The sequence below is a fragment of the Caldisericia bacterium genome (assembly GCA_030018355.1).
Lineage (GTDB): Bacteria > Caldisericota > Caldisericia > B22-G15 > B22-G15 > JAAYUH01.
On record JASEFN010000002.1, the window covers coordinates 1 to 17,406 of the forward strand.

The window sequence follows — 17,406 nt, forward strand, 5'->3', positions numbered from 1 at the left end:
AAAAATTCTATTTTCTGAAAAGAATACAACTTTAATTAAATTTCCTTCTCTATCAAAAATTTCAGAACTTTGTGGAGGATCATATTGTATCTCTTTAAGATCTGGAAGAGAGTTAGAGATTTCAAAATAATATAATAAAATTGGTGTTAAAAAAATAGTAATTGTTATAAATAAAAAGAAAAGGAAAATTTTAAAAAATTTTATTTTCTTTATTTCTTTTTTTGTCTCTTTTCTTTTAGAGACTATCTTTCTTGGGTAAAACAAATGGCTTCTCTTCTTCTATGGGTTCAACCTTAACACTTAAAATTTTTCTTATATCTTTTGGAAGTAAAAATAGTTTTTTATGTGTCTCACCATCATAAAACTTAAGTTCTCCATCTATTCTTTCATTTATCCTTTTGTCAATTTCTTCAATTTCAAATTTTTTTGGATTTAAACTATTTGAGGAGAAGATAAAACTCCAAGTTGTATCAAAACTGGGGACATATGAATAATATGAAAATGTGTTTTTAAAACTTTCTTTTAAAGTCCAATATATTTTTCTATGCATCTCATATGTTACGCATCTTAACATTGAGGCTTGAAGAACAAAAACTCCATCCTCTTTTAAAATTTCACTTATCTTTTTAAAATAGTTTTTTGTAAAAAGAAAATATGAACTACCACCCTCAAAAGGTTCAGTAACATCCTGAATTATTACATCAAAACTTTTCTCTTTTATATCTTTTATATATTCTCTCGCATCTTTTATAATTAAAGTCAACTTTTCTGAATCAAAACTACCCTTGTGCCATTCATAAAGATGTTCTTTTGCAAATTCAATCATCTTTGTGTCAATATCAACCATTATAACTTCTTTTATATTCTTATGTTTTAAAACCTCCCTTAATGTAGCGCCTTCTCCTCCGCCAATTATTAAGACTTTTTCTGGATTTCTATGAGTTATCATTGCTGGATGGACAAGAGATTCATGGTATATATATTCATCTTTTTCAGTTGACTGTACATCTCCATCAATAATTAACATTTTTCCATAAAAAGGAGAGTAGATTATCTCAATTTTTTGATAATCTGTTTTATATCCTACAATATATTTTGTAAAACCATGAAGGTGTTTTTCTGTTGGTTCAAAATTATCGTGAAACCACATCCAACTCACTTTCTTTTTCTCCTTCTGAAACTACTGTTTTTTCTATTTTGTGTTTGTAAATACCATCTTCAAATTCACCCCTCTGAAGGGAGGTTAAATAAATAATTTTTGCTTTAAATTTTCTTTTTATATATTCATACGCTTCCCATGGCATTGTATGTTTGCCACAGGTATATATATCTATTGCAGCATAATTTTTCTCAGGCCATGTATGAATTGATAAATGAGACTCAGAAATTACAACAACTCCACTCACACCTTGAGGAGAAAATTTATGAAACACAGTTTCTAAAATTTCAGCATTTGCTACAATAGCTGCTTCAGTGAGAATCTTTCTCACTTGATCCAAATCATTAATAATCTCTCTCTCACAACCTGAGAGTTCTAAAATGAGATGCATCCCTTTTGTTTCCATTTCACCTCCCTCCAAAGAGGAGTAATTATATAAATATAGTATAGTTTTCAATCTTTTAAAAAATAGCACATTTATTTATAAAATAAATTTAATATTTGTCAATACCTTTTGAAGATTTTTTATTAAAATTTTATAAATTTTTCTAAAAAATTTTTGTAAACTAAACTTTATTAGAATTAAAATAATTAAAATTGTTAATATTTAACGATTTTAATATTTCTCAGACATAGACAAGATAAATTTGATAATATGTTTTAAAAATTTTAATTAAATAAACTTTTTTAATAAATAAATTAATTGTTAAAATTCTTTTTATTTTTAAGTTTTAATTTTAACAATATAAAATGAAAATTTTTATGTAATGAAGAAATTTTTATTTACATCAAATAAATTTAATGTTTGAAAAAAAATATTTATAAATTATAATTTTAATTAAATGGTGGGGAGTCGTCCAATGGTAGGACAGCGGACTCTGGATCCGTTAATCGGGGTTCGAATCCCTGCTCCCCAGCCAATCTATTTTTTTAAAAATGTGTGGTAGATTCATTTTTTTTGAAGTTGATAAAATAGAGGAGAGATTTGATGCAATAATCGAAAAAACACTCAATTTTTCCCCAAATTATAATATTTATCCTGGTCAAGAGGTGCCTGTGATTATAAAAGAGGAAAATTTTAATAAAGTAAAATTAATGAAATGGGGTTTAATACCACATTGGGTCAAAAATTTAGATGAATTTAAACCATTTATAAACATTAGAAGTGATTCACTATTAACAAAACCAAATTTCTATAATTTTTTAATTAATAGAAGATGTATAGTACCATCAAATGGATTTTATGAGTGGAAAAAAGTAAAGAAAACAAAAATTCCATATTTTATTTCCATTGAAAATAACAGACTTTTTTCTTTTGCTGGTATATATGATATTTATAAAAATAATGAAAGAGAAATATTAAGTTTTGCAATAATAACAACAGAGCCAAATGAAAAAATAAAACAAATCCATGAGAGAATGCCAGTTATTTTAGATAGAGAGGGTGAAAAAGCATGGCTAGATACAGGTTATGAAAATCACAAAAATTTAATAAAATTTTTTAAACCATTTCCTGAAGATTTAATGAATATATTTGAAATTTCAAATTTAGTAAATAATCCAGAAAATAATTTTGAGGAATTAATTTTACCTTATAAAAAAGAAAAAGGAGAGTTGTTTTAAAAAAATTTAACTATTTAAATTTTTAGAGAATTAATATAATAAAAATATAACTATTAAAGAAGGAGGATTAGATGACAAAAAAATTTTTATTATTAACTTTAATCTTTATACTGTTTATTTCGTTTTTACCTTTGTTAAAAGTTAATGCAGATTCTCAAGAAGTGCTTGTAATAGTCCAACTAAAATCACCATCATATTCAGAATTTTTATCTAATAAACGAAATTTGCCAATGTCAAATTTTACAAAGAATTCATATTTAAATTTACTTCAAAAAGAACATCAAAATTTCTTATTTTCAATTTTAAACAGTAAAATTTATTTTAAAGAGAGATGGCACTATTTTTTATCTTACAATGGCATCTCTGGCGAGGTTAATAAAGAAGATATTGAAAAAATAAAGAAAAACCAATTTGTAAAAGATATCTTTATCGCAAAAACTCATAAACTAAATACAGATATTTTTGTTCCTCTTTTAAAAGCACCTCAAGTTTGGAAAATGAGTGATCAAAATGGGCTTCCTGTAACAGGAAAGGGAATGTTAATTGGTATTATTGATACAGGAATTGATTATAACCATCCAGATTTAGGTGGTGGAATTGGAAAAGATTTTAAGATTAAAGGTGGGTATGATTTTGCAGATAAAGATTCTGATCCACGTGATGTGGAGGGACATGGTACAGCAGTTGCAGGAATTGTAGCAGGAAATGGTAAGGTTAAGGGTGTAGCACCAGATGCAAATCTTATGGCTTATAAAGTTTTTCCAGATGGAGGAGAAGGGGCAAGCGATGCTGATATTATTGCAGCAATTGAACAAGCATTAAAAGATGGTTGTACTGCAGTTAATTTATCTTTAGGTTCACCAGGTGGAAAAAGTGAAGGAGATGATGAGACAAATCAAATTAATAATGCAGTTAATTTAGGTTTAATTGTTGTTGCAGCTGCTGGAAATGATGGATTAAGAAGTAAAGAACTTGGTTGGCCAATAAGCGCACCATCAAGTGCGAAAAATGCAATATCTGTTGCTGCAAGTGATGAGGGTGGGGGAACTGTAAATATAGTTTATCCTTCAGGATATGAAGATAAATTTATACCATTTACATATGGAGAAGGAGTTCCTGAATTTCCTGAGGGAAAAGAGTACGAACTTGTATATTGTGGGTATGGTAGAGAAAAAGATTTTGAAGGTAAAGATTTAAAAGGAAAACTTGCTTTAATTCAAAGAGGACCACTTGCGCCAGAGTCAGCACTTTTATTTGAAACAAAGTATTTTAATGCCCTTTCTTATGGTGCTGAAGGGGTTATTGTTTTTAATACTGCTCCTGGACCCAATGTAATTATGGCTCTTAATGTACAGAATCATCCCGGGGTAGAATTAAAACCAGCAGTTTTTATTATGGAAGAGGATGGATATCTTTTGAAATCATTAATAGAACAAGGTGTTAGAGTTTCATTTACAAGAAAGTTAAGAAAAGAAAACTTAGTTGCTGATTTTTCATCACAAGGACCAACACCAGATGATGTATTTAAGCCAGAAGTTGCAGCACCTGGAACAAATACATTTACAACTGCACCTCAAAATCAATATACCTATGGATTTGGAGGAACATCAGGAGCAACACCTTTTGTTTGTGGATCAACAGCGCTCCTTAAACAACTTCACCCAGATTGGACTCCATTTGATATAAAAACAAGTTTAATGAATAATGCATTTATTTTAATTAATCCAAATAATAATCTTCCTTTCTCTTGGACAGATCAAGGATCTGGAAGAGTAGATGTTTTTGCTGCAGCAACCACACCTCTTTTAATAAAACCTTATTCAATTTTTATAAAAGATAAAGAGGGCGAAATATCAATAGTTGTAAAAAATGTAACAAAAGATAAAGTAGATTTTAAAGTCAGTTCTAGCGTTATAGGTAATATATCAGGAATTAATTTTGATTATATAGACAAAGAAGAAAGTTTTTCAGTTGATAAAGAAAGTGAATTGACAATTAATTTCAAATATAGTATTGATGATAAATTATCAGAAGGATATTATGATGGAATAATATATTTTAAACTTTCTGATAGAACACTTCATGTTCCAATAATAATTAAAAAAGGAATTCCTAAAGTACCAACAAAAGTTTTAGAAGTGCTTTCAGTTGAGCCAAAAATTTTATCCCCAGATGGTGACGGGATAAATGATTTTATTAATTTTAAATTTAAATTAAATTATGGTGAAAAGGGTTTAAGAGATGAAAAATCATATAGAAGTAGAGTTGGTGGAGTTATAATTGACATTTTTGACGAAAAAGAGACAACAAAATTAGGAACAATTTACAAAAAAGTTTTAATGAATGGTTCCTATGAGTTTGTTTGGGATGGGAAAGATTATGATGGAAAATATTTTTTGGATAATGGAAATTATAAATATAAAATTTACACAGTTACAATCCAATCAGGAGACACTTTAAAACTTGTTGAGGAGGTTGGTTTAACAGGAGATTTTAAAATTGAAAATGTTAAAATTCCATTTTCAAAATTTATCTCTCTTGATAAATATAGCAAAGGAGCAATTTTTAATATCGAATTACATGCTAATAAATTAAAAAATATTAAGGAATTAAGATATACAATTGAATATGATCCTCAGCATCTTTCAATTTTAGAAGTTAATCTTGGAGATTTTATAATTAGAAATGATAATAATGCAAAAATTGAAACTAAAATAGACAATAAAAACGGAATTATAGATGTAAAAATTTCAATTACCTTAACAGATGGCATATCAGGTGAAGGCACTATATTAAAATTAAAATTTAATTCCATAAAAGATGGTGGAGTAAAATTAACACAAACATATGCATATGGTTTTGACATTAATAAAATTAAAATTGAATTTATTAAAATTGATAAAATAATAATTATTACTCCCTTACAAGGAGATATAAATGGTGATGGAAAAGTAGATTCTGAAGATTTGATTATTTTTGCAAAAGCATTTGGAACTAAATTAGGAGACCCAGATTATAATGAAAAATGTGATCTGAATGGAGATGGAAAGGTTGATGCAGAAGACCTTCTTCTTTTAGCCCAAAACTTTGGAACACAAGCACCTTAAGTTTTTAATATATTGTCAAAAAAGTGTAAAGGAGGGCGATTTGCCCTCCTTTTTATTTACATATATCTTTTTATTGCAATCTCAATGATTTTTAAAATAAAATCATCATAAGTAAATCCAGCTTTTTCTGCCATTTTTAAAATATCAGAATATCCTGGTACAAGAAGAGGAAGAGAGTTTACCTCTAAAATATAATATTTTCCATTTTTAATTCTTATATCCATTCTTGTATAATCCCTTAAATTTAGTACTTTATATGCCTTAACAACACCCTCCTTTAAAGATTCTTCCTCATCTTTTAAAAGTCTTGCAGGACAGTAATATTTCACTTCTTCTATCTCATTTTTTACCCTATAAGAGAAAAATCTTTCAATGCCATCTGGAAGTGAATAAAAATCAATTTCAAGAAATGGTAACACTTCTATTTCATCTCCATTTCCAATTATTCCGCAAGTTATCTCTCTACCTTCTATAAATTCTTCTACAATGGCAGGCTCAGAGAACTCCTTATGAATTTTATTTGCCTCTCTTTTTATTCCTTCTATATCATAAACAATCGAGTCTTTTGTTAGACCAAAAGCACTTCCCTCTCTTACTGGTTTAACAATAACAGGAAAAGAAAGATTAAAATTTTTTTCAAATGAGTTTATTTCATATTCTTTAATAAGTGTAAATTTTGGAGTTGAAATTCCATAAAAAGATAAAATAAGTTTTGTAATAAATTTATCAAGACAAATTGTATGAACAAAAGCAGAGGAGCCAGTGTATGGAACTCCTAATATATCTAAAATTGCTGGAACATGAATTTGTCTTCCTTCTTTTCCTCCGCTTGTTGCTAAATTAAAAACAAAATCAACATTTTTTATATTTTCAAAAAAGTTTTCATCAAATGGAATTTTAATTGCATCATATTTTTTATTTAATGCATAAAAAACAGAATCAACCATTTTTTGTTTATTTTTGTCAAGAATTTTATCATGAACAACACCAATTATTTTTATTTTCATAAAATTTCACCTTATACTTAAAATCCTAATTTTTTTAATCTATCCTTTTCTTTTAAAATTTTCCCGTTCTCATCAACAGCATAATTTGCTCCATTTATTACTTCACATCTTATCTCCCCTCTTGCAACTGAAAAACCAACTAATCCTGGTGCATCAAGAATTCCAGTTTTAACTGCAATATATAGAGTTTCTGGATCTAAAAGTGGATCCTCCCTTCCTTTTCCTAATTCTTTAATTTTTTCAACAAGGAAGAGTGCCTCATCTTTTAACTCTTGAACCCTATTTTTTATGTCTTTATCTTGATAAAAATCTGGGAGACCAGAATCTGCTACAAGATATGCTCTTTTTACCATTTTTACACTTTCAATTATCTCTTTACTTGTTGCTCTTTTTATCGCTTCAGTATAAGCAACAACATGAATTATATCTGGCTTCAAATATGAGCCATAAAACATTGATGAAACAAGTTGGCCCATTGCTTGATATGGATCAGATGGATAAGAAAGAAGTCCTGTTCTTATCATAGTGTAAACTTTAAAATTTTCATCTTGAAGTGATTCAACAAGTTCTTTTCTTGCTAAACTTTTTGCAATATCCATTTTTGGTGAAAGGTTAGGTGGTGAGTTTAACATATATTGTTGAATATAATGTTTTACTCCGAGTTTTTTTGCAATGTATGCAACAAGAAAAGAGTCTGCTACCGCAAGTGTATCATGAGCATTTCTTAACTCCCATTGATGAGAGTCATTTACCTCAACTGGTACTCCATTTTCTGCGTTCCATTTTATTCCTTCCATGTTTTCTTTTATTGCAGATAGAAGTTCTCTATCGCTCCTTCTGTCAAGTTCAGAATACCAAAATATTGGAATAGCTGCCCATGCATTATTTATAGTTTCCTTGAGTAATTTCGAAAATTTTACAATATTTCTTGTCCCAGAATAGCATCTTACAAGTGGATAGTTTCCTCTCCTTGATGCTTCATATAATTTTCTAAAATCATCCTCTGTTCTTATAGGAGCACCACCTGCTCCAGATAACTTTTCGTCCATTTTTTCTTTTTCAAAAAAATAACTTTGACAATTTTGATCTGGAGCAATAGAAATTATGTCGAGTAGCATACTTTCTGCAAGTTTTTTAATCTCCTCTATAGTTTCTTCTAATGTTTGAAGTCCAATATGGTGTCTTATAAGTGGATATGGTTTTTTAAATTCTACTCTCTCCCATAAAGTTTGAGGATAATCCTCTTCCTTAATTATTTTCTCTCTTCCCTTTAAAAAATTTAAAACTTCTTCTATCTCTTCGCTTCCATCAAAAACTCTATCAAAAATTTTATACTCCTTTGCTACTTTTCCTGTTTCAATTGTTCCACCAAAAACAAATTTTATATTTTTATTTTTTATATTTTTAATTTTTTCAATTAGTTCATTTAAAAGATTTCTTAAAGGTTCTTCACCTAATCTATAACTAATTGCTACAATATCTGGATCAACTTCAACAATTGCTCCAAAAAGTTTTTCAATTGGAACCGCTCCTCCAAGATAATGTATTTCATATCCCTCCTTTTTTGCTAGATTTAAAAAATTAAGAAGCCCTGCAACATGTATATCATTTCCTATTGCTGCACCCACAACCTTTTTATTCATACCCCTCCTCCAGATATTTTATAATCTCCTCTGGAGTTTTTCCTTTTAAGCCCAATTTTTCAACTGTTCTACCAGACTCAAAATAGTTTTCACCCATCATAACATTTGCTAAATGAATTATTGAATCTATGATTTGTGTTTTTATATCAAACTCTTTTCCAAATGAAGAGATTGGAACTAAACTCATTGGAACATCCTCTGTTATGTATCTATTATCAATACTTGGTGGGGCTATTATTCCTTGATATCCACTGTTATTATGAATTGCTTCATAAAGGTTTTTACCTGTTACATCATATGCATATTTTAACCAATTAAGAGAGGTTAAAGGTTCGACTCCAAACTTTTTCATAACAAGACATCTTTCTTCGTCAACTTTTTCAAGAATTTTTGCAACCGATTGTGTTATTCCCTCTAAGTAAAACTCAAATTTTCCTGCAGTTGATTCAATTCTCGCAGCATTAAGAATTAAAGTTGCTGGATGAAAAACAGCACCAATGTTATTAAAACTTGTATAAATTGTATTTGGAACTACTTCAAACTCAGGCATTACCTCATTCATAATTTCTTTAAGTTCATCATTTCTTTTCGCTGGAATCGCTGAAATTGGAACAGCATTTTTAATTCTAAAAATTTTTACAACTCCTGGATTTGACATACGAGACGCAAAAATAAAAGTTTGCGCTTCTGCAATTAATACATCTTTTTTAACTCCTTTTAACTTAAAAACATTTTTAAATTCGAGTGCACCACAAGTTCTACCAGGATTTAATAAAATTATTTGTCCATCCTCTACAAAAGGGGCAATTCTTTCGGCAATTTCTCTATGAGCAAATGCAGGAACAACCACCATTATAAGTTTTCTTCCTTTTATTGCTTCTTCTAAATTTGTTGTTGCAAGTGAAATTTCAAAAACTCCTTTTACTTCGCCTTCGACTTTTATTTTTTTGCTTTCTATAATAGGTTCTATTCTCCATCTGCTTCTATTGTATAAAGATACATCGAAATTTTTCATAGCAAGGTAGGCGCAAAGAGCTTGCCCCCCATTACCTGCACCAATAACAGCAATTTTAATCATTACTTACCACCTCCGTTTTGGGACTTTTTTTAATTATACCATGTTACAATGGTGTCAGACACCTTTGTAACATGTTAGAAAATAAAGGGGATATTTTCTTCAAAAAGGTTTATAATTTCTTCTATTTTGACTAAATTTTTTACTTCTCCATATTTTTCCAAAACCCCATTTTTAAGTAAAATTATTTTATCACATAAATATTTTATTGAATTTATTTCATGAAAAACAGAGATGATCGTTTTTTGTGAACTTTTAAGTTCTTTTAATAAATTTAATATTTTAATTTTAAATTTCAAATCAAGATGTGTTAATGGTTCATCAAGAATAATTATTTCTGTTTCTTGAATTAATGTTCTAATTAAAGTCAAAAGTTGTTTTTCACCTTCTGATAAAATTTGAAAATTTATATCTTTAAGATGAGTTATATTAAATTTTTCCATCCAATATAAAACAATCTCTTTATCCTCTTTTTTTACAAATCCATCAATATAAGGAGCCCTTCCAGTTAATAGGTAATCAAATGTTTTTAATGGGAAAAATATGTTTACTTTTTGAGGAACATAAGAGAAAATTTTACCCCTCTCTCTTTCACTTATTTTAAAAATATCAATTCCATTAAAATATACACCCCCCTTTTGTGGTTTTAAAATACCCAAAATAACCTTAAGAAGTGTGGTTTTTCCACTTCCATTTGGTCCAAAAATTGATATACTTTCTCCCTTTTTAACAGTAAAACTTATATTTTTTAAAACCTCTTTATTCTTATATGAAAAAGAGACATTTTTTATTTCAAGATAACTTTTATTCATTAAAACACCTTCTCTTTCCATAATACATATAAAAAAAATGGAACACCTAAAAATGAAGTAATAGTTGCAACTGGTATCTCATTTGGATAAAATATTGCTCTTCCAAATAAATCTGAGAGAGTAAGAAGAAGACCACCGAAAAAAATTGAAAGAAAAAGAAGTTTTATATGTTTTAAGCCAAAAATTTCTCTTAATATATTTGGGACCATAAGACCAACAAATCCTATTATTCCAGAAACATAAACGCTTATTCCAGTTAAAATTGAAATTAAAATAAGAGTTAAAGTTTTAAGTAAATTTGTATTAATTCCAAGAGTTTTTGCTTGATCTTCTCCAAGAGAATAAACATCAAGATTAAAACTTAAAAATATTGAAGTTATAAAAGATGGAATAAAAATAAGTACCAAAAAAAGAAATTTATTCATATCAACATTTGAGAAACCCGTTAAAGACCAAAACACAGATTTATTTAAAACATCTCTTCCCCATATGATAAGAAATGTTGAAAGGGAAGAGAAAAGATAATTAATTGCAATACCAGAAAGAAGTAAATTAAGAGGTGTTATTTTCCCCTTTATTTTACTTATTAAATATATTATTGAGACAGAAAAAAGAGCACCTAAAAAAGAGAAAAAAGATAATGAGAATTTAAATAAAGCATCAAGACCTAAAAAGAGAGACAGGGTTACAAAAAAATTTGCACCAGAAGATATTCCAAATAAAAATGGATCTGCGAGAGGATTTAAAAATAGAGTTTGTGAGAGAAGGCCTGCAATTGAAAGAGATGCGCCAACAAATAAAGAAGCAAAGACTCTTGGAAATCTTATTTTTACAAATAATTCATCACTATTTTTGAAATTAAAAATAAAATTTATTATCTCCTGAAAAGTGTATCTTTTTGCTCCAAATGATAAAGATAAAAAAATTGAGATAATAAGTAAAAAAATTATTATTATAATAAAAATTTTTTCTCTCATCTTATAAATAGGGAGGAGAGTCTCTCCTCCCTTAGAGATTGTGATAGTTCATCTTTGTGAATAAGTTTAAAAAGCTCCTCCATTCCATCAATTATTCTTGGCCCTAATCTAAAAATTAAATCCTCTTTTTCAAATATATAAACTCTTCTATTTTTAACAGCATCAATGTTTTGCCATCCCGGCCTTTTCAAAATATCATCTATATTTTGTCCCATATATGTAATTATTATGACTTCAGGATTTTCGTTTATTATAAACTCTTGTGAAAGAATTGGCCAATCACCGGTTGCTTTGCTAGCTATATTAATTCCTCCAACTTCTTCTATTATCTCATTTAAATATGTATTTTTCCCAACTGACATATAAGGATTATTCCATATTTCAAGATAAACCTTTCTTTTTTTCAATTTTTTAGCCTCTTCTAAAATTTTAAATCTTCTTTCATTTAAATTTTTAACAAGTTCTTTTGCCTCTTCTCTTTTATCTACAACTTTTCCAATAGTTAAAATCAAATTAAATAGATCGTCAAGACTTTTTGGATCAAACGCAAGATTTTTTATGTTTAATTTTTTAAGATTAATAAATAGATCAATTGGATTTCCTCTAATACCAAAAACAAAGTCTGGTTTTAGAGAATAAATTTTTTCAAGATTTGGATTTGAAAAACCGCCTATTTTTTCTTTCTTTTTTGCCTCTTCAGGATAATTACAAAATTCAGTTACTCCAATAATTTCATCTTTTAAACCAAGTGCAAAAAGAATTTCTGTGTTTGATGGGGCAAGAGAAATTATTCTTTTTGGTTTTTCATAAAATGTTACTTCATTGTAAAGATCATCTTTTATTGTTATTTTAGGATAGATATATCCAGAAAGAAGCACTCTTTTATTCTTTCCATCCCAAATAAGATTTAAGTCAAAAATTTTACTTATATCTCTTACTGAAATAAAAGTTAAGTTTTTAAATAAAACTGGTTTAAAAAGAAATTCTTTTCTTGTTCCATCAAAAGTGTAGAATCCCTCTTTGACAAAAATTTTAATATCCTTTTTATTAAACCCAAAACTTATGCTTTTTTCCATCTCATTCCACTTATATTCTATTTCAGAAGCATTAAGGAAGTCTCTAAGTGGAATAAAAACTCTTCCATTTAATACTAAAGGCTTCTCAGTAAAATTTAAAATCTCTCCATTTTTTAGAAAACTTTTTGACTCAAGAGTAAATGAAAAATTTAAATTAAATGAATAAGTTAAATTGATTGATTTAAGATAAGATGAAAAAAATAAAATAAATAATAGAGTGACTAAAAGAGTAAATTTTAAAAATTTTTTCATCTTGATCCTCCTTTCCTTCCCGCGAAGGCGGAAGGTAAAATTTGATCAGGCAGGTCTCCTGGCTTGTGGGCGCTGTCTCTTTTCTTTAGACCTTCCCAGTTTCCCAGTGGCCTAAAGATAAAGGAAGATACCCACTCACAGTTGCGGGGCAGCGAGGGATTTTCACCCTCTTCCCTACACCTGACCACTTTAATTTTACCACAATTCTTTTTACTAACAATGTTAAAAATGTGTCAGACACCATTGTAACATGTTAAGAAAGTGTCAGACACATTTGTAACATCATGTTAAAAAATTTATAATAAAATTATGGGAAGGAAAAAGAAAAAGTTAAAACTTCCTCTTTATTCAAGTAAAGTTTCAGCAGGATTTCCATCTCCAGCAGATGATTTTATTGAAAAAACCTTAGATCTTAACGATCTTCTTATAAAACACCCACAAGCAACTTTTTTTGTTAGAGTATTAGGTAATTCAATGATCAATGCAAATATAAGGGATGGAGATATTTTAGTAGTAGACAAAGCGCTTGAGCCAAAAGAAGGCGATATTGTTATTGCAAATGTTGACGGTGAATTTGTTTTAAAAAGAATAAGAAAAAAAGATGGAAAACTTTATCTTTTTCCTGAAAATTCAGACTTTAATCCGATAGAGATAAAAGAGGGAATGGAGTGCGAAATTTGGGGAGTAGTAACCTATGTTATTCACAAAATCCTATAGATGTTACTATGGTGTCTGACACCATAGTAACATTTAATGTATTGAGGTGAAAAATGGGTAGAGAAAGAAGACTAAATATTGAAAATGGTTATTTTCATGTTATTTCTAAATCTGTTGAAGAGACAAATCTTTATAATGATGATGAGGATTATGAAAAATTTTTAAAAATTTTAAATGAAGAGAGATTAAAACATAATATTTCTATTTTTGCTTTTTGTCTTATGCCAAATCACTATCATATTTTGTTAAAAACAAATAATTCAAATTTATCATATTTTATGAAATATTTAAATCATAGATACTCCTTATATTTCAATAATAAAAATTTTAGATTAGGCCATCTTTTTATGGATAGATTTAAAAGTTTTTATATCAATAGTGATGGATATTTCTTGAATGTTTCAAGATATATTCATTTGAACCCTCTTGAAGCAAATCTTATCGATAAACCTCAAAACTACAATTGGAGTAGTTACAAATTTTATTATTATGATATTGAAAATTCACTTATAGATAAAAATTCTTTTTATGAAATAATCTCTTTAAAAAAGGAAGATTATATCTATTATGTGAATAATTTATATGAGAGTCTCATCTCCTCAGGAAGTGAAATAAATCATATTAACTCAATTAATGGGAATCCACTAAGAATTTCTGAAGTTATTAAAAATTTGGAGAAAGCCTTTTCTAATATAGATAAAAAAATTTTTAGAAATTTAATTATATTTTATTTGTTAAACAAAAATTTCAATGTAGATGATATAGCAGATTATTTTGACATTTCCAAAACCCATCTATATAGAATCGCTAACAAAATTGAAAGCGAAATGAGAAAAAATCCAAATATTGTTAAATTTTATAATGAAATTGAGAAGTTAGCACCTTTATATGAAGAATAGGTTACTATGGTGTCTGACACTTTTGTAACATGTTACTATGGTGTCTGACACCATAGTAACATTGTGGAAAGATGAAAAGAAAAGTTTTTGCACTTGTTGATTGTGACAATTTTTATGTATCTTGTGAAAGAGTTTTTAATCCAAAACTTAAGGGTAAACCTGTAGTAGTTTTGTCAAATAATGATGGCTGCGTAATTTCAAGATCAGATGAAGTTAAAGAAATAGGAATTCCAATGGGTGCCCCAATCTTTCAATATGAGAATTTAGTTAAAAAATATAAGATAGAACTTTTATCATCAAATTTCACACTTTATGGAGATATGTCAAGAAGAGTTATGGAGACAATTAAAACAATGTGTCCTGATATAGAAATATATTCAATAGATGAAGCTTTTCTCTCTTTTGATAGATTTAAATATCATAACATTAATGAATATATTAAAAAAATAAGAGAAAGAGTTTTAAAGTGGACTGGAATTCCAATTTCAATTGGTGTTGGAGAAACAAAAACACTTGCAAAAATTGCAACAAAAATAGCAAAAAAGGATAAAAGTTTAGGTGGTATATTTAATCTTTTAGAGAGGAGTGATGTAGATGAATTTCTTAAAAAAATTGAGATAAGAGATGTTTGGGGAATTGGTCCTTCCTTTGAAGAATTCTTAAAGAAAAATGAAATTATAACAGCATATGATTTTAAATATTTACCATATGAATGGGTAAAAAAACATCTTAAAACATTAGGATTAAGGATTCTTCTTGAATTAAATGGAATTCCATGTATTGAAATGGAGTTTGAGGAAAAACCTAAAAAATCAATTTCAACATCAAGGTCTTTTGGTAAAGATCTTACTGATTTCAAAGATCTTAAGGAGGCCATTTCATCATTTATAACAATTGCAGCAGAAAAATTGAGAAAGGAAAAACAACTTGCTTCTATTGTTACAGTTTTTTTAATGAGTAATCCATTTAAAGAAACAGAAAAATATTTTAAAACATCATCTTTTTATTTTCCAAGACCAACTGCAAATACAAGCGAAATAATTGAAGGAGGAATTAATGAACTTAAAAAAATCTATAAAAGTGGAATTTTATATAAAAAAGCAGGAGTAATATTACAAGGATTAATTCCAGAAGAAGAGAGCCTTTTTTTCTTTTTCGATCCAATTTATAAAGGAAGTAGAGAAGAAATGTTAATGAAGACGATTGATACAATAAATAAAAAATTTGGAAGAGATACAATAAAACCACTTTCAAATGGAATAAATAAACCATACATGATGAGGCAACTTAGAAGATCAAAAAATTATACAACAAGGTGGGACGAAATTCCAATAGTTAAATCTGGTTAAATTTGATAAAATTTTTGTATATGGCAAAGTGTGTAAGATGTAAGAGAGAAGCAACAATTTTTATTGATAGTTTAAGATTCTGTGATGATTGTTTTAAAATATATTTTGAAAATAGTTTTTTGAGAGCAATAAATGGTGAGGGATTAAAAAAGAAAATGCTAAGAAAAAATGAGAGGGTTCTTGTTGCTGTTTCTGGGGGAAAAGATAGTATGTCTTTATGGTATTTACTAAAAAAATATGAATTTGATGCAACAGCAGTACATATTAACTTAAATTATGGTGAATTTTCAGAGAAAAGTTTAGATATAGTTAATGAATTTTCTAAAAACAACTCTTTTCCATTAATGATATTTGATTTAAAAAAAGATTTTGATATTGATATGCAAGAGATTTTTTTAAGAAATAAAAATAGAGAAGCATGTTCTGTTTGTGGTTCAATAAAGAGGTATTTATTGAATAAAATTGCTTATGATTATAAATTTGATGCAGTTGCAACTGGACACAACCTTGATGATGCTATAGCAATAATTTTTAAGGCTTTTTTAAATTGGGATATTGAAACTATTTCAAGAAATTTTCCAATTCTTGAAACAAAAAATGAGAAATTAATTAAGAAAATCAAACCACTTTATAGACTACAAGATAAAGAGATCAAGATTTATGCAAATTTAATGGGTATCCCACATACAGATTTTGTTTGTCCTTATAAAAGAGGAAAAGTAACATTAACTAAAACAAAAGAAGTTATCGATTTTATAGATAAAAATTATAAAGGTATAAAAAGAACATTTTATTTTGGTTTTTTAAGGAATAAAGATTTTTTCAAAATAGAAGATGTAGAATTAAAAGAGTGTAAAATATGTGGAATGCCAACAACAAATGAGGAAATTTGTAATTTTTGTAAATTAACAGGAAGAAAAGTAAGTGAAGTTTAAAGAAGGTGATTTAGTTGAGATAATTGATAAGAAGGAGAGGAAATTCATTTTAAAACTTAAAAAAGGTGAGAAATTTCATTTTCATTATGGATATATAGAACATGACCAAATAATTGGAAAAAGTTATGGATCTATAATTCAAACTTCAAAAGGTTTTTTAGTTTTTGTTTTTCCAGTAAAAAAATCTGATTATATACTTTGTATGAAAAGGGGTGCACAAATTATTTATCCAAAAGATATAGGACAAATTTTAATTTATGGAGATATCCATGCTGGTTTAAAAATTTTTGAGGTAGGTGGCGGAAGTGGTGCTCTTTCAATTTATCTTGTATCAATTATTGGAAAAAGAGGTAAACTCGTAACATATGAAATAAGAGAAGATTTTTTAAATATACTTAAAGAAAATGTAGAGAGATTTTTTGGCGAATTACCCAAAAATTTCATTTTAAGAAAAAGAGACATTTACACTGAAGGTCTACATGAAGATGATAAAAATTTTGATAGAGTGATTCTTGACCTTCCTGAACCATGGAATGCCTTAAAAAATGTTAATAATGGATTAAAAAAAGGAGGAATTCTTATCTCATATAATCCAACAATTCAGCAAATTATAAAATTCAAACTTGAATTAGATAAATTTAAAAATTATTATTTTGAGGGGATGTATGAAATACTTGAGAGAAGATGGAAAATTGAGGAAAATGCAACAAGACCTCTTGATAGAATGGTCGCTCATACAGGTTTTATAATTGTTGCAAGGAAAATTTAATTTATG

At 27.8% G+C, this 17,406-nt stretch carries 16 protein-coding genes, 1 tRNA gene and 1 riboswitch; of the genes, 8 read left to right on the plus strand and 9 right to left on the minus strand.

The window, feature by feature from the left end; all coding sequences use genetic code 11:
- From QMD25_01555 to speD, 3 genes are all read right to left on the minus strand, one after another.
- Positions 1–264 (minus strand): hypothetical protein (locus QMD25_01555; GenBank protein ID MDI6860689.1); only part of this gene is annotated, 264 nt, incomplete at its 3' end.
- Positions 236–1,150, minus strand: a complete 915-nt coding sequence (gene speE, locus QMD25_01560) for a polyamine aminopropyltransferase (GenBank protein ID MDI6860690.1) — start codon at positions 1,148–1,150, stop codon at positions 236–238. The genes speE and QMD25_01555, both read right to left, overlap by 29 nt.
- Positions 1,134–1,565 (minus strand): adenosylmethionine decarboxylase, encoded by a 432-nt coding sequence (gene speD / locus QMD25_01565; GenBank protein MDI6860691.1) that lies wholly within the window; start codon positions 1,563–1,565, stop codon positions 1,134–1,136. The genes speE and speD overlap by 17 nt, the downstream gene beginning before the upstream one ends.
- A 440-nt stretch (positions 1,566–2,005) precedes the next feature.
- Between speD and QMD25_01570 the strand changes: the two genes are divergently transcribed.
- From QMD25_01570 to QMD25_01580, 3 genes are all read left to right on the plus strand, one after another.
- Positions 2,006–2,079 (plus strand) — tRNA-Gln (locus QMD25_01570).
- 16 nt (positions 2,080–2,095) lie between these two features.
- Positions 2,096–2,782, plus strand: coding sequence for an SOS response-associated peptidase (locus QMD25_01575; protein ID MDI6860692.1), 687 nt, complete (start codon positions 2,096–2,098; stop codon positions 2,780–2,782).
- Between the two features lie 71 nt (positions 2,783–2,853).
- A complete protein-coding gene (locus tag QMD25_01580; protein ID MDI6860693.1) occupies positions 2,854–5,889 on the plus strand; it encodes a S8 family serine peptidase in 3,036 nt (1,011 codons plus the stop codon).
- A 56-nt stretch (positions 5,890–5,945) separates the two neighbouring features.
- On the opposite strand, the gene QMD25_01585 is transcribed toward QMD25_01580, so the two are convergent.
- From QMD25_01585 to QMD25_01610, 6 genes are all read right to left on the minus strand, one after another.
- Complete coding sequence (locus QMD25_01585) at positions 5,946–6,896, minus strand: ATP-grasp domain-containing protein (GenBank protein MDI6860694.1); 951 nt, start codon at positions 6,894–6,896, stop codon at positions 5,946–5,948.
- 17 nt (positions 6,897–6,913) lie between these two features.
- A complete protein-coding gene (locus QMD25_01590; protein ID MDI6860695.1) occupies positions 6,914–8,539 on the minus strand; it encodes a cobalamin-dependent protein in 1,626 nt (541 codons plus the stop codon).
- Positions 8,532–9,614 (minus strand): NAD/NADP octopine/nopaline dehydrogenase family protein, encoded by a 1,083-nt coding sequence (locus QMD25_01595; GenBank protein ID MDI6860696.1) that lies wholly within the window; start codon positions 9,612–9,614, stop codon positions 8,532–8,534. The genes QMD25_01590 and QMD25_01595 overlap by 8 nt, the downstream gene beginning before the upstream one ends.
- Positions 9,615–9,691: 77 nt before the next feature.
- Positions 9,692–10,447: an ABC transporter ATP-binding protein gene (locus tag QMD25_01600; protein ID MDI6860697.1), complete on the minus strand. Its 756-nt coding sequence runs from the start codon at positions 10,445–10,447 to the stop codon at positions 9,692–9,694.
- Positions 10,426–11,403 carry an iron ABC transporter permease gene (locus QMD25_01605; protein ID MDI6860698.1) on the minus strand — a complete coding sequence of 326 codons (978 nt, stop codon included), beginning with the start codon at positions 11,401–11,403 and terminating at the stop codon, positions 10,426–10,428. Before QMD25_01605 ends, QMD25_01600 begins: the two co-directional genes overlap by 22 nt.
- Entirely contained in the window at positions 11,400–12,731 is a 1,332-nt protein-coding gene (locus QMD25_01610) for a helical backbone metal receptor (GenBank protein ID MDI6860699.1), read from the minus strand. The genes QMD25_01605 and QMD25_01610 overlap by 4 nt, the downstream gene beginning before the upstream one ends.
- A 30-nt stretch (positions 12,732–12,761) precedes the next feature.
- Positions 12,762–12,930: riboswitch (cobalamin riboswitch) on the minus strand.
- A 110-nt stretch (positions 12,931–13,040) separates the two neighbouring features.
- Between QMD25_01610 and umuD the strand changes: the two genes are divergently transcribed.
- The 5 genes from umuD to QMD25_01635 all read left to right on the plus strand — a co-directional run bounded on the left by umuD (position 13,041) and on the right by QMD25_01635 (position 17,400).
- Entirely contained in the window at positions 13,041–13,448 is a 408-nt protein-coding gene (gene umuD, locus QMD25_01615) for a translesion error-prone DNA polymerase V autoproteolytic subunit (GenBank protein ID MDI6860700.1), read from the plus strand.
- A 53-nt stretch (positions 13,449–13,501) separates the two neighbouring features.
- Complete coding sequence (locus tag QMD25_01620) at positions 13,502–14,347, plus strand: transposase (protein ID MDI6860701.1); 846 nt, start codon at positions 13,502–13,504, stop codon at positions 14,345–14,347.
- A gap of 71 nt (positions 14,348–14,418) precedes the next feature.
- On the plus strand, positions 14,419–15,696 hold the full coding sequence (locus QMD25_01625) for a Y-family DNA polymerase (GenBank protein MDI6860702.1): 1,278 nt from the start codon (positions 14,419–14,421) through the stop codon (positions 15,694–15,696).
- Between the two features lie 20 nt (positions 15,697–15,716).
- On the plus strand, positions 15,717–16,631 hold the full coding sequence (locus QMD25_01630; protein ID MDI6860703.1) for an ATP-binding protein: 915 nt from the start codon (positions 15,717–15,719) through the stop codon (positions 16,629–16,631).
- On the plus strand, positions 16,621–17,400 hold the full coding sequence (locus QMD25_01635; protein ID MDI6860704.1) for a tRNA (adenine-N1)-methyltransferase: 780 nt from the start codon (positions 16,621–16,623) through the stop codon (positions 17,398–17,400). The genes QMD25_01630 and QMD25_01635 overlap by 11 nt, the downstream gene beginning before the upstream one ends.
- Positions 17,401–17,406: the final 6 nt, after the last annotated feature.

Coding starts and splice junctions, on each gene's coding strand:
- QMD25_01590 (MDI6860695.1), bottom strand. CDS start 8,539: ATGAATAAAAAGGTTGTGGGTGCAGCAATAGGAAATGATATACATGTT.
- QMD25_01580 (MDI6860693.1), top strand. CDS start 2,854: ATGACAAAAAAATTTTTATTATTAACTTTAATCTTTATACTGTTTATT.
- umuD (MDI6860700.1), top strand. CDS start 13,041: ATGGGAAGGAAAAAGAAAAAGTTAAAACTTCCTCTTTATTCAAGTAAA.
- QMD25_01585 (MDI6860694.1), bottom strand. CDS start 6,896: ATGAAAATAAAAATAATTGGTGTTGTTCATGATAAAATTCTTGACAAA.
- QMD25_01575 (MDI6860692.1), top strand. CDS start 2,096: ATGTGTGGTAGATTCATTTTTTTTGAAGTTGATAAAATAGAGGAGAGA.
- speD (MDI6860691.1), bottom strand. CDS start 1,565: ATGGAAACAAAAGGGATGCATCTCATTTTAGAACTCTCAGGTTGTGAG.
- QMD25_01625 (MDI6860702.1), top strand. CDS start 14,419: ATGAAAAGAAAAGTTTTTGCACTTGTTGATTGTGACAATTTTTATGTA.
- QMD25_01630 (MDI6860703.1), top strand. CDS start 15,717: ATGGCAAAGTGTGTAAGATGTAAGAGAGAAGCAACAATTTTTATTGAT.
- speE (MDI6860690.1), bottom strand. CDS start 1,150: ATGTGGTTTCACGATAATTTTGAACCAACAGAAAAACACCTTCATGGT.
- QMD25_01610 (MDI6860699.1), bottom strand. CDS start 12,731: ATGAAAAAATTTTTAAAATTTACTCTTTTAGTCACTCTATTATTTATT.
- QMD25_01605 (MDI6860698.1), bottom strand. CDS start 11,403: ATGAGAGAAAAAATTTTTATTATAATAATAATTTTTTTACTTATTATC.
- QMD25_01620 (MDI6860701.1), top strand. CDS start 13,502: ATGGGTAGAGAAAGAAGACTAAATATTGAAAATGGTTATTTTCATGTT.
- QMD25_01600 (MDI6860697.1), bottom strand. CDS start 10,447: ATGGAAAGAGAAGGTGTTTTAATGAATAAAAGTTATCTTGAAATAAAA.